Raw genomic sequence first — 11,965 nt, forward strand, 5'->3', positions numbered from 1 at the left:
ACCTTGTATTTTTTGAGCTGACCGGAGAAGTTCTCCATCTGCGGAAACCATTTTTTCAGCAGGGAGAGGGCTTCCTCTTTTTTCTTTCCGGCGTTGAACGGGGTAATATCGCCCAGCGTGGCTTCAATGGCTCTTGCCTGTTTGGAGAGATTGACCGCCTGCTTGAACAGACGGGTGGGGATATGCTTCCTGCCTGTCTTGCTGGCACTTTCCCCACGCTCCAAGTCGGGATATTTCTCCACCATATAAGCGTGAAAATCGTCCTGCCATTTTGTCAGGTTTGCCCGGTTGCCGATAATCTCCTTTGCACACAAGCGGTTGTCCTCTGTCAGAGGGACAAAGACCAAATGCAGGTGGGGTGTTTTCTCGTCCATGTGTACCACGGCCGACACGATATTTTCCCTGCCTACCCGCCCGATGAGGAAGTCTGCCGCCCTCTGGAAAAACGCTTGTATCTCCTTTGGCGACTTCTTCTTGAAAAACTCTGGGCTGGCGGTAATGAGCGTATCGACAAACCGGGTGCTGTCTTTCCTTGTACGGCAACCGGCCTGTTCGATACGGTTTTGAATAAAATGATAGTACCTGCCCTCCGGCTTGACGATATGGAAGTTGTATTTGCTCCGGCTGGTGTCAATGTCGGGGTTGCTGGCGTATTGCTCTTTCTGCCGTTCGTGATGGGCTTCCAGCGGCCTTGCCGGGTTGCCCTTGTGTTTCTCAAACCGCAAAATTGCGTGTTGTGCCATTCTGCTCCTTTCCCCATTCCGTTCCTTTCCGGGACTTTTCCACAGGAAAATCCCGCAGAAAATATCTCAGATAGGATAGGAATGGATAAGATATAAATAAAATCGTTTTAATCTCTGTATTTCTATATACCGTCCGGTTTTCGTACTCCAAGAGGGTTGATTTTCGTACTTGTCAAGTGCGGTTTTCAGTCCTCCGGCGTTCCATAACCGGATTTCTTGAAGTCGGTGTTTGGAACCGCTTCGTAGGATTTTGGGTAAATGCAGTTGGGTTTTCCACAGCCCTGCTTCTGGATCTCCACCAGTCCAGCATATTGCAGTTCCCGCAGAGTGTTGACTGCTTTCTGCCGCCCGCAGTGGAGCAGCTCCACCACCTCATTGATGGGATAGTAGAGGTAAATGCGCCCATATTCGTCCGCCCAGCCGTTTTTCCGGGACAGGTCTGTCCGGCGCAGGATAAAGGCATACAGTACCTTTGCTTCGTTGGACAGTGGCGTGAATGTGGGGGCTTCAAAAAGGAAATTGGGAAGCCGGGTAAAGCTGACCGCCTTTTCCGGCTGATGGATATAAATAGTGTTTGTCATATCGTGTTTTGTGGACGGTTAGAAGCCCGTTTCCGGGGGCAGACGGTAGTTTCTATTGCCTGCCCCTGTTCTGTGCTTGCGAAGCCTTGTAAATCAAGGACTTTTCAGCCCCTAACTGTCCACACAAGACCTCCTTTTCCGTTCACTTTCTGTTTTCTGCCGCCTGTGAACTCTGGCGGCACAGCCGGGGCAGTATTTTGCCCGGTTGGATTTAGGGACGAACACACCGCCGCAGACCGCACAGCGTTTCAAGTCCTTATCCCGGAAAATCTCCGCTTCCAGCGTCCCGTCCAGCGGCAAGACCGCCCAGCGGAACCACTTACAGCAGACCGAGAAAGAAACCGTCTGCGGACAGGTGCAGGTGTCCCCATCGTCAAGGAACATACAGTTCCCGTCCTCATAACAGCAGCACTCCCGGCGTATCAGGCTGTTTGCCTGTTTCCGCTGCGCCGGCGTCATACGGTAGAGGGAGCCGTCCGGTTTGCGCTCTATGGGCGGCAGTCGTTTATATGGGTTCTCTCTCATGTGTTCCCTCCATTTTTCTGTTGCCGTTCTCCCCAAAAAGGCTTCCTGCCCCATTCCTGCGGCGTGTTCCCAACAGGGGCCCCCACAAAGTCGTTGGACTTTGTGGGGAGAGGAGCCACAGCGGAGCGAGTGAGCTTTCGCCATTTGGCGGAAGCGAATGATACGCAGCTTGTGGCGACGAGGCACGCTCCCCGGACTTCGGGACATTTTGTCCCGAAGTGGCTCGTAGCGGTGCTTCCCCTGCCGGGGTATTCCTTTTCGGACGGTCATTCATTTTTCAAGGTGCGGCTCATCGATGAACTAAGATAAGTCTACACCTAAATGACCGCCCGCCCCGTATATCCATAAAGTCGGAAATCAGCCCGGAAAACTTTCTATTTCCACGCTCTCGGAATTGTGGTAGAATAGAAATAATGAGTGATAAATAGGAGATAGGAAAGCCTTTATAAATGGATATTTGAAAAGATATATTCATTTTCACGATGGAAAAATGGAGGAGGCACAATGAACTTTAACGAAGCAATGCAAATACTTGGAAACAAGTTGCAAGGAAAGTACGGACATTTAGGCTTTAAGTATAAAAAATCTGACAAAACACTTACGAGGCACAGTAAAAATTTCACCTATATGATTGCGTTTTCCTCATTCGGCGGGAACACAAAGGATAGCATAAGTATAGAGGTTTGCTATATAATCAACACTCGTCCATACGACCCTTATGGTTATGCCAAACCAGACCTCAACACACAACCGCTGTTTTACAGTTTAAGAGACAATGAAATATATCTTGACATAGGAAATGAAGAAAAAATTGATAATACCTTTGAGATTGTTTGTCAGTGGATGGATAAATTACTGATTCCAAAAATGAATGAGCTTTGTGCTACCGAGTAAAATGAGCAGTTGACAATATCAGTGAATTATCTGCGAGAAAATTAGAAATATTTTTGACTATCAAGCAGACAAGGAGGGGGAGCATGGAACTATCCATACAAGAACGATTGAAAGACCTGCGTGTGGAGCGTGGGCTGACGCTGGAGCAGCTTGAGGAACAGGTAAATCTCTCCAAGTCTGCACTGGGCAGTTATGAAGCAAAGGACTTCAAGGACATCAGCCACTATGCCATTATCAAGCTGGCGAAGTTTTACGGCGTGACTGCCGATTATCTGCTGGGGCTGTCCCAAACAAGAAATCACCCAAACGCCGATCTTGCAGACCTGCGCTTGAGTGATGATATGATTGAACTATTGAAAAGTGGGCGGGTGGATACTTCCCTCTTGTGTGAGCTGGCGGTACACCCGGATTTCCCCCGGCTAATGGCTGACCTTGAAATCTATGTGAACGGAACGGCAGTCAAGCAGGTACAGAGCGCAAATGCCATTGTGGATATTATGAGCGCAACCATTATGAAGCAGCACAATCCCGGCTTGTCCGACCCGCAGTTAAGGCAGCTTGTCGCCGCCCATATTGACGATGACAGCTTTTGCCGCTATGTGATACAGCAAGACATAAACAAGATAGCCCTTGACCTGCGGGAAGCCCATAAGGACGATTTTTTCAGCGTTCCGGAGGACAATCCGCTGGAGGATTTCTTGCAGACCGCCGAGGAAACTGCCAGTCCAGACAGCGACCCGGAGCAAGCGGCTTTGGCGTTTATCTGTAAGCGGCTCAAGCTGAATTTGAAAAAGCTGTCCGAGGAAGAAAAGAAGTGGCTGAAAAAGATTGCACAGAAGTCGGACTTGCTGAAAAATCCGAACCCACAGCGGGGGAGAAAATAGAGAACGAGAAATTGGAGGGAGTAAAGGTGCAGGAGGCAATTATAAAATTGAAACTTCTCGGTCAAATGCCAGACGCAGTGAAAGATGACCCTACAGTAGAAACCATCAACATGTATGACGAATTGCTCTCCAATGTAAAAACGCCATTGACAAGAGAAGAAGTAGGCGTATTGATTGACATTTTCCCCGAAGGTGGAATGTATGGAGTAGAGTGGGATTTGCTAAAATTGGTAGAGTCTTATTTGATAGAAGCGCCATCAAGTGAAGAGTATCGAAAATTGATTACTGCTTGTCCAAGTGAAGAATGGCGAGAAACTATGCAAGCCCGTTTAGATAATTGGAAAAACAACAAACAATAACTTGTTGGGGAGATAGCAAAGCCAGTCGAGCCAGTCAACGGTCAAGATGAACGGCGCATTTCATGCGCCGCCGTTGACAGCCCCGCCCGTCTTTGCTAATGGGCAATCAAGGCGGGAAAGCCCTAAAATGGCTTCCCGCCCATTTCTAAGAACTGATAAGTCAGATTTGCTGAAAAATCCAAATCCACAGCGGGGACGGAAGTAGAGAACAATAAATAAGAATTTACAGGAGGAAAATCAATGGAGAACTTGATTAAGTTTTTAGAAGATAAGATAACGGATAAAATGTCTGTGGAAGAAATAGTTGATGTTTTTGAGCAGATGTGCAGCACACCGCTTGAAGAAGATATGGTTTTATTTGAAACCGGAACATTTACTGCTTTTTCAAAAGAACCATTTTTTCAAATTTCATTAGTTCGACAGTTTTCAAATGATGATGAAGAGTTTTATCAAATCCATGTAGTCATCTTGTATAAGCCAACCGCTGAAAATAAAATTTTCAGCGAAACAACATGGGACGAAGATTTAGACGAAAATATATTTGACTATATCAGAAAATCAGCGTCGTTTGCTTATGCAAGAAATCATGAATACATCGAGATAAAAATATATATGGACGAAACTTAACTTCTCATTTATCAGGGAGATAGCAAAGCCCTAAAATGGCTTCCCCGCCCATTCCAATTTTGAGAGAAAAATCTGTTTGCTTTTTGTGAGTGTGTCCACAAGTTCGGGACATTTTGTCCCGAAGTCCGGCGTGGGACGAGGAACGGGGGCTTTCATATACGCCCTGTCTGCTGACGAAACCAGCCCTGCGCTTGCGGCTCCACGACACGCAATCACAGCCCTGTTTTCCTGCTGCTTCAAATGCCCTTGCCCGACCCGGCGGCAACCTCATTTTCGCAGCAACGCCGACAGAGCGTATAACACACTACACTTTGCAAGCAAAGTCGTGTGCCAAGGGGTAAGCCCCTTTGGAAACCCCAGACAACAAAACAGGCTGAATGTCTCGCACTTCCCCGGTGCTTGATATTCAGCCTTTATTTGTTGTCAGCAGCCCCCGTTTCGTGGTCTGCGTGTAGTTCCTTGTAAACTGACCTAACAGATTTTGTAAATAACTTCCATATGTTTTTCTGCTAAATTGTCGCAAATTTCGTCACAATTGCGACCTTTCTGCCATCTAAAACCGCAGCAGATTCTTATTCATCCCGGCAGGATCGTCCGCGGCTTCCACCGCCGTCTCCGGCATAATGATCCCCTTCCCCGCAAGCTCCATCAGCGAGTGGTCCATGGTCACGGATCCATCCTTCGCTCCCGAGAGCAGGAACGATGACATCTGCGGGGTCTTGCCGTCACGGATCAGGTTTTTGATCGGCGGAGTGATCATCATCAGTTCGCAGGCCGCTACCCGCCCATGCCCGTTCGCACAGGGAACAAGCTGCTGGGACAGCACCGCCTTTAATGTCATGGATAACTGCATCCTGATCTGGGGCTGTTTGTTCTCCGGAAAGACACCAACGATGCGGTCAATGCTGTCCACCGCGGAATTTGTATGGATCGTGGAAAAAACGAGATGACCTGTCTCTGCAGCCGCCAACGCCGTCTCGATCGTCTCCGGGGTACGCATCTCACCGATCAGGATCACATCCGGATCTTCCCGGAGCGCCGCGTAGAGTCCCTTCTCATAATCCTCCACATCGGTGCCGACCTCCCGCTGGTTGATGATCGCGCGCTTCGGCGTGTAGACATATTCGATGGGATCCTCCAGCGTAATAATATGAAGCGGCCGCTTCCGGTTGATCTCCTCCAGGATCGCTGCCAGCGTCGTGGATTTTCCGCTTCCGGTCTCCCCGGTCACAAGAACGATCCCTTTATTCCACCTTGAAAACTGCCGCACCGCCGGCGGAAGTCCCAGATCATCGAGCTGTGGGATGCTGCTGCTCAAAAGCCGGAGTGCCGCCGACAATGAGCCCTGCTGGCGGAACAGGTTGATACGGATCCGGCGTCCCGCGATGGCAGCACTGAGATCCAGCTGCCCTCTATGAAGGATCTCCGATACATCTTCCCCCGCCAGCTGGCGCCCGTATTCCTCACAGTCCTCATGGGTCAGAGTCTCCTCCGTCAGATTCGTGATAAGACCGTCGATCCTGCATTTCGGCGGAAGTCCCGCGATCAGGTGGACATCCGAAGCACCCTTCTCCGAGGCGATGGTGATCAGTTCCTCTATTCTGTACATATCGTTTCCTTTCATAATGCCTTTACAGCGTCATCAGCGTCCGGATCACCTCATCCACGGTGGTGATACCCTTATCCACCAGCTTCCTGGCATGTTCTGCCATAGTCACATAACCACTCGCCTCTCTCGCGGCTTCCATAAACCGTTTCCGGTCCGCCCCGTCAAGAATGCATCTGCGGAGTTCTTCCTGAACCATCATAACCTCGAATACACCGATCCTTCCACGGTATCCGGAACGGAAGCACTGGTCACAGCCGGCGCCGTGCCAGTAGATCTTTCCCGGGACATCCGGAACTCCGGCAAGCTCCAGGGACTTCTCCGACGGCACGGTCTCCTGCTTGCAGCTCGGGCAGATTCTTCTGAGAAGCCGCTGGGAGATCACACCGCGGAGTCCTGCCGCGATCAGATACGGAGGAACTCCCATATCTCTCAGGCGGTCAATGGCGGAGATCGCGTCCTCCGTGTGGACCGTGGTAATCACAAGATGTCCTGTCATCGCCGCGCGCATGGCGATCTCCGCAGTCTCACCGTCACGGATCTCACCGACGCAGATGATATCCGGGTCCTGACGCAGGATCGAGCGGAGTCCCGACGCAAAAGTCAGACCTACCTTCTCATTGATCTGCACCTGGGTCGCCCCGTCAATGTGATACTCCACCGGATCTTCCAGTGTGATCAGGTTCGTGCGGTCGGAAAGGAGTTCCCGGATCAGAGTGTACATTGTGGAAGATTTACCGGATCCGGTCGGTCCCACGATCATGATCACTCCGGAGGTCAGACCGAGAAGCTTATCGATCTTCGCGTCCTCCGATGCCGGAATCCCAATTCCACGCCGGTTTAATGTCTCCTCATTTCTTCTCAGGATTCGGATCACGACCTTTTCGCCGTGGATCGTCGGAAGCGTGGAGGTACGCATGTCCAACTCTGTCCCCTTCATCGGAAGGACCGCCCGGCCATCCTGTGGGATCCTTTTCTCCACAATATCCAGCTTCGCCATGATCTTCAGGCGGGAAACCACGGAATCCTTTAATTCCTGCGGGATCGTCATGATCCGGTGCAGCTGCCCGTCGATACGCATGCGGATCACCATATTGTCCTCCGTCGGCTCGAAATGGATATCTGAGGCATTCTCCGAAACCGCGCGCTCAATAATGGAATTTACGAGCCGGATCATCGGCGTTTTATTTTCCTGGATCTCCTGCTGCCTCTGAGGCTCAGTCTCCCGGGTCGCCGCCGTCTCCGCCCGGATATCCTCCATGGCGCGGGCAGCGCCCTCATTTCCGTATAAAACATTGATGGCACGTCTCACCGCCGGTTCCGACGCGATCATCGGCACGATCCTCTTTTTTGAGGTGCGCTTTGCCTCCTCGATCGCCATGAAGTTCAATGGATCCGCCATCGCCAGAAAGAGCTGATCCCTGGAAACACGGACCGGAACCACATTCATCTTTTTCGCCAGGTTCTTTGGTACATATCTGGACATTTCCGGCGTGATATCCACCTTCGAGAGATCGATATATTCGATGCCAAGCTGGATCCGCAGTGTATCGATCAGCTGTTTTTCCGTTATATAGTTATGTTTGACCAGAGTCGTTCCCAGTCGTTCTTTTTCCTGTGCCTGATATTTTAATGCCTCGCCGAGCTGCTCCTCCGTGATCAGCCCAGCCTCAAGAAGCATATCCCCTAAACGTTTTGTATGCATAATTTGTCACCTCTGCAAGGATTCGGTCATATCTGACTGCCAATTTTCTGAACAGACATGTTCTTTTGTATTGTACCATAGGGAAACGTTCTTTTGTAATTTTTCTGGCGAACGTCTGATTTTTATCTTCCAGCCTTTTTGTTTAAGCGAAAAAAGCAGTCATCCGGTGCAGGTTCATGCCTGCATCAGATGACCGTTTTTTCAAACATTTGATCAATATTCCATTGATCCTACCGGATATCAGCTCCAAGACGGAACTTCAGGTTTCCGAGGATCTTCTTTACGAATCTCTCGATATCCTTCGGATCAAGTGCCTTGTCCTCCGGGACAAAGGTGATCTTAAATGCCATACTCTTCTTACCCTTTCCGAGCTGCTCGCCGCGGTAGATATCGAAGAGCTCTGCGTCACCGACCTGCTTGCATGCCTTCTTGATCTCATTGATCAGGCTGCCGCAGCTTACATCCTCGTCAACGACCATAGCCAGGTCACGGGTAACCGTGTCATACTCGGAGATCGGTTTGTAGCGCAGACCTTCCGGCATATGGGAAGCAAGTGCCGCGAAGTCGATCTCACCGAGATAGATCTGGTTGTTTGCCTTGCTGTCTTTCGGGAGCTTTAACTCACCCGCAACGCTGTTTGCAAGCTTACCGAAGGAACCGACACGCTCGCCATCACAGAGAATGTATGCGGAGATTCCCGGATGAAGATACGGAACATCCTCTGCCCTCTCGTAGTCGAAGCTTACGCCGAAGGAAGCTGCAAGCTCTTCCATGGTTCCTTTGACGGTAAAGAAGTCTTCTTCCTCACCGAATGCCGCGAATCCCACATGCGGAATCTCATTCGGAAGTTCTGTAAGCGGAAGTGCCTTCGGATAGTACACGTTCGCGTACTCAAAGAAACGTCCTGCCGTGTTGCCCTTCTTCACATTCTCAACAACGGTATTCAGCATGGACGGAGCCAGGGTTGTTCTCATGATGGAAAGGTTTGTGGTGATCGGGTTTAACAGGCGGATCACGTTGCGCTCCTTCGCGTCCTCAGCGATATGAAGCGCGTCAAGGTCAGCGTCAGAGTAGAATGCCAGAGTGGATACCTCGAAATAGCCCTGGGATACCATCACCTGTTTTAATTTTGTTCTTCTCTTCTGTGCCGGGTTTAATCCACCGTTTGTAACTGCGGAATCCTTTAAGAAGGTCGGAACGATGTGCTCGTAACCGTATTCACGGATCACTTCCTCCGCGAGATCCGGCTCACCAACCTCGATATCCTCACGGTAGCGCGGTGCTGTCACAGTAAGAACATCACCGTCGCGCTCTACCTCGAAGCAGAGTCTGCGGAGAATGTCAAGAACATTCTCTGCCGGAACCTCGATGCCGAGGATCTTGTTGATGCCACTCAATGTCGCGGTAAATTTCTTACCTTCTCTCGGTGCGCCTGCGCTCACATCGAATGCGCTGGCTGTGATCTCGCCGCAACCGAGTTCTTCGATCAGGTGAAGGGCACGTGCCATACCGATCTCTACGGTATACTCAGCGATACCTTTCTCGTAGTGGCTGGACGCATCGGTGTTCTGTCCGAGGCTTCTCGCTGTCTTACGGATGTTGTCACGCATGAATTTTGCCGACTCAAAGAGAAGCTGCGTGGTGTTCTCTGTGATCTCACTGTTCATGCCGCCCATGATACCCGCAAGGGCTACCGGTTTGCTGCCGTCGCAGATCACGAGATTGTTCTCGTTTAACTTGAACTCTTTTCCGTCCAGAGTCTGGATCATCTCGCCGTTCTCCGCGCGGCGGACGATGATCTGGCTGCTCTCTAAGGTGCTCATATCGAAAGCATGCATCGGCTGTCCGATCTCAAGCATCACGTAGTTTGTGATATCGACCACATTGCTGATGCTCCTTAAGCCGCAGAGTGCTAACTGGCGGCGCATCCATCTCGGGGACTGGCCCGGAGTGATGTTTCTGACACCATGACCTAAGTAGCGCGGGCAGAGATCCTGTGCCTCTACTTTGATGTCAAGGTTTTCATATTTATAATCGCTCTCTTTGTAGTCGAGAGCCGGCATTTTAAGCGGTTTGTCTAAGACTGCGGCAACCTCTCTCGCGATTCCTAAAACAGACTGGCAGTCCGCACGGTTCGCTGTTACAGAGATGTCGAAGATATAGTCGTCTAAGCCAACGACTTTCGCGATATCTGTTCCCGGGACGGTGTCCTTCGGAAGGTCTAAGAGACCGTAGACCTCAGAACCTGGATACAGGTCCTCGTTTAAGCCCAGCTCTTCACCGGAGCAGAGCATACCGTTGGACTCGATGCCACGCATCGGTTTTGCCTTGATCCTGATGCCGCCCGGAAGTGTGGAATTGTCGAGGGCTGCCGGTGTGTGCATTCCTGCATACACATTCGGGGCGCCTGTGACGATCTGGATATCGTTTCCATACTCGCCGCAGTCTACTTTACATGTGCAAAGATGCGTTCCCTCCACCGGGGTACATTCTTTTACAACACCGACAACGACACGGTCGATCTCAGCGGAGAGATCGATCAGTTCCTCTACCTCGAATCCGCAGCCGAAAAGCTTATCCTCTAACTCCTGGGCTGTCACGTCAATGTCAACATATTCTTTCAGCCAACTAAATGGTACTTTCATGATCTTCTCCCTCCCCTATTAGCCTTTGAACTGCTTCAGGAAACGAAGATCATTCTCATAAAGCAGGTTGATGTTGTTGATACCGTATTTTAACATGGCGATACGCTCGATACCGATACCGAAGGCGAGACCGGAATACTCATTCGGGTCGATGCCGCAGTTTTCAAGCACCTTGTGGTGTACGATACCGCCGCCGAGGACCTCGATCCAGCCGGTGTGTTTGCAGAGCGGGCAGCCTTTTCCTCCGCACTCGAAGCAGCTTACATCGACCTCAACGCTCGGCTCCGTGAACGGGAAATAGCTCGGACGGAGACGTGTCTTAACTTCGCTTCCGAAGATCGCCTGTACGAACTTGTCCAGCATACCCTGAAGGTCGCAGAGTGTGATCTTCTTATCCACAACAAGACCTTCCATCTGATGGAACATCGGGGAGTGGGTCGCGTCGCTGTCGGAACGGAATACACGTCCCGGTGCCAGCATCTTGATCGGCGGCTTCTTCGCGTCCATGACACGGATCTGTCCCGGGCTTGTGTGGGTACGGAGCAAGATATCTTCCGCTACATAGAAGGTATCCTGCATATCTCTTGCCGGATGGTTCTTTGCAACGTTTAATCTTGTAAAGTTATGGTCGTCATCCTCGATCTCCGGGCCGTCGTAGATCTCGAAGCCCATTCCGGCGAAGACATCGATCATCTCGTTCTCTGTGACGGTGAGAGGATGAAGTCCTCCTGCCGGGCGCATCTTTGCCGGCATGGTGATGTCGACCTGCTCGCTCTTGTTGCGGGCTGCAAGCTCCAGCTCATCCATCTTATTTTTCATTTCCTGGTAGCGTGCTTCTACCTGATTCTTAAATTCGTTGATCGTCTTACCAACGTTCGGGCGCTCCTCCTTCGGAACGCTTCCAAGACCTTTCATCAGGTCCGCAATGCTGCCTTTCTTTCCAAGGAAGTTCTGCCAGAACTCACCAAGCTGTTCCTTGGACTCTACACTGCCGAGAGCGGCTTCCATCTGCTCTTTCAGTGCCTTGATCTTCTCTTCCATAGTCCACCTCATTCTTTCGGTATGGTTTGGTTATCTATCAGTGCGGCGGTCAGGCTTTTCTGCATGGCCATATCTTCTTGTTTTCGCTTTCACGAAAACAAGAAGCACGGGGCGTTCCCCGTATGATGATTTTTCCTGAAAAAGGCTTATGCAAGCGAGCTTGCAACACCTTTCTCAGGAAAAATCATCGCATGGCTGAGTTGTTAACATGAAAAAAGCCCCGTCCCGCGCTATGGGACGAAGCTGACTCTCCGTGGTACCACCCAGATTCCGCATGATTTATATGCGGCACTCTAACGTCTGTAACGGGACTTCCCGTCCTGCACTACTGGAATTTCTTTCGCACAGGCTGCTC

At 50.7% G+C, this 11,965-nt stretch carries 11 protein-coding genes and 1 other annotated feature (1 of these 12 cut by a window edge); of the genes, 4 read left to right on the top strand and 7 right to left on the bottom strand.

The features are described from left to right. The 3 genes from mobV to DXA87_RS00020 all read right to left on the bottom strand — a co-directional run. The coding region (mobV, locus tag DXA87_RS00005; protein ID WP_117503066.1) for a MobV family relaxase at positions 1-743 on the bottom strand (743 nt) is incomplete at its 3' end. 185 nt (positions 744-928) lie between these two features. Next, positions 929-1,324, bottom strand: coding sequence for a replication initiator protein A (locus tag DXA87_RS00015; protein WP_117502925.1), 396 nt, complete (start codon positions 1,322-1,324; stop codon positions 929-931). 111 nt (positions 1,325-1,435) lie between these two features. Beyond that, on the bottom strand, positions 1,436-1,849 hold the full coding sequence (locus tag DXA87_RS00020; protein ID WP_117502926.1) for a cysteine-rich VLP domain-containing protein: 414 nt from the start codon (positions 1,847-1,849) through the stop codon (positions 1,436-1,438). A 504-nt stretch (positions 1,850-2,353) separates the two neighbouring features. Between DXA87_RS00020 and DXA87_RS00025 the strand changes: the two genes are divergently transcribed. The 4 genes from DXA87_RS00025 (at position 2,354) to DXA87_RS00040 (ending at position 4,613) form a co-directional block, all read left to right on the top strand. Beyond that, positions 2,354-2,743 (top strand): hypothetical protein, encoded by a 390-nt coding sequence (locus tag DXA87_RS00025; protein ID WP_117502927.1) that lies wholly within the window; start codon positions 2,354-2,356, stop codon positions 2,741-2,743. 83 nt (positions 2,744-2,826) lie between these two features. Next, a complete protein-coding gene (locus tag DXA87_RS00030) occupies positions 2,827-3,627 on the top strand; it encodes a helix-turn-helix transcriptional regulator (RefSeq protein WP_117502928.1) in 801 nt (266 codons plus the stop codon). Continuing rightward, on the top strand, positions 3,558-3,986 hold the full coding sequence (locus tag DXA87_RS00035) for a hypothetical protein (RefSeq protein ID WP_223474528.1): 429 nt from the start codon (positions 3,558-3,560) through the stop codon (positions 3,984-3,986). Before DXA87_RS00030 ends, DXA87_RS00035 begins: the two co-directional genes overlap by 70 nt. A gap of 240 nt (positions 3,987-4,226) precedes the next feature. Beyond that, positions 4,227-4,613, top strand: a complete 387-nt coding sequence (locus DXA87_RS00040) for a hypothetical protein (RefSeq protein WP_021750121.1) — start codon at positions 4,227-4,229, stop codon at positions 4,611-4,613. Positions 4,614-5,166: 553 nt separating this feature from the next. Here the strand turns inward: DXA87_RS00040 and DXA87_RS00050 are convergent. From DXA87_RS00050 to pheS, 4 genes are all read right to left on the bottom strand, one after another. Then, positions 5,167-6,222 carry a type IV pilus twitching motility protein PilT gene (locus tag DXA87_RS00050; RefSeq protein WP_117503068.1) on the bottom strand — a complete coding sequence of 352 codons (1,056 nt, stop codon included), beginning with the start codon at positions 6,220-6,222 and terminating at the stop codon, positions 5,167-5,169. Between the two features lie 22 nt (positions 6,223-6,244). Further along, complete coding sequence (locus DXA87_RS00055) at positions 6,245-7,924, bottom strand: GspE/PulE family protein (RefSeq protein WP_117502929.1); 1,680 nt, start codon at positions 7,922-7,924, stop codon at positions 6,245-6,247. Positions 7,925-8,154: 230 nt separating this feature from the next. Then, positions 8,155-10,569, bottom strand: coding sequence for a phenylalanine--tRNA ligase subunit beta (gene pheT / locus DXA87_RS00060; protein ID WP_117502930.1), 2,415 nt, complete (start codon positions 10,567-10,569; stop codon positions 8,155-8,157). A gap of 18 nt (positions 10,570-10,587) precedes the next feature. Further along, positions 10,588-11,610, bottom strand: coding sequence for a phenylalanine--tRNA ligase subunit alpha (gene pheS, locus DXA87_RS00065; protein WP_015554773.1), 1,023 nt, complete (start codon positions 11,608-11,610; stop codon positions 10,588-10,590). 230 nt (positions 11,611-11,840) lie between these two features. Continuing rightward, positions 11,841-11,965 (bottom strand) — a binding site (T-box leader); it runs 103 nt beyond the window's last position.

Source organism: Desulfotomaculum sp. OF05-3, assembly GCF_003435535.1.
GTDB classification, from domain to species: Bacteria; Bacillota; Clostridia; order Lachnospirales; family Lachnospiraceae; genus Pilosibacter; species Pilosibacter fragilis.

Bases quoted from the DNA above. Each gene is read 5' to 3' on its own strand.
- pheT (WP_117502930.1), bottom strand. From the start codon at position 10,569: ATGAAAGTACCATTTAGTTGGCTGAAAGAATATGTTGACATTGACGTG.
- DXA87_RS00015 (WP_117502925.1), bottom strand. From the start codon at position 1,324: ATGACAAACACTATTTATATCCATCAGCCGGAAAAGGCGGTCAGCTTT.
- DXA87_RS00050 (WP_117503068.1), bottom strand. From the start codon at position 6,222: ATGTACAGAATAGAGGAACTGATCACCATCGCCTCGGAGAAGGGTGCT.
- DXA87_RS00020 (WP_117502926.1), bottom strand. From the start codon at position 1,849: ATGAGAGAGAACCCATATAAACGACTGCCGCCCATAGAGCGCAAACCG.
- DXA87_RS00025 (WP_117502927.1), top strand. From the start codon at position 2,354: ATGAACTTTAACGAAGCAATGCAAATACTTGGAAACAAGTTGCAAGGA.
- DXA87_RS00055 (WP_117502929.1), bottom strand. From the start codon at position 7,924: ATGCATACAAAACGTTTAGGGGATATGCTTCTTGAGGCTGGGCTGATC.
- DXA87_RS00030 (WP_117502928.1), top strand. From the start codon at position 2,827: ATGGAACTATCCATACAAGAACGATTGAAAGACCTGCGTGTGGAGCGT.
- DXA87_RS00040 (WP_021750121.1), top strand. From the start codon at position 4,227: ATGGAGAACTTGATTAAGTTTTTAGAAGATAAGATAACGGATAAAATG.
- pheS (WP_015554773.1), bottom strand. From the start codon at position 11,610: ATGGAAGAGAAGATCAAGGCACTGAAAGAGCAGATGGAAGCCGCTCTC.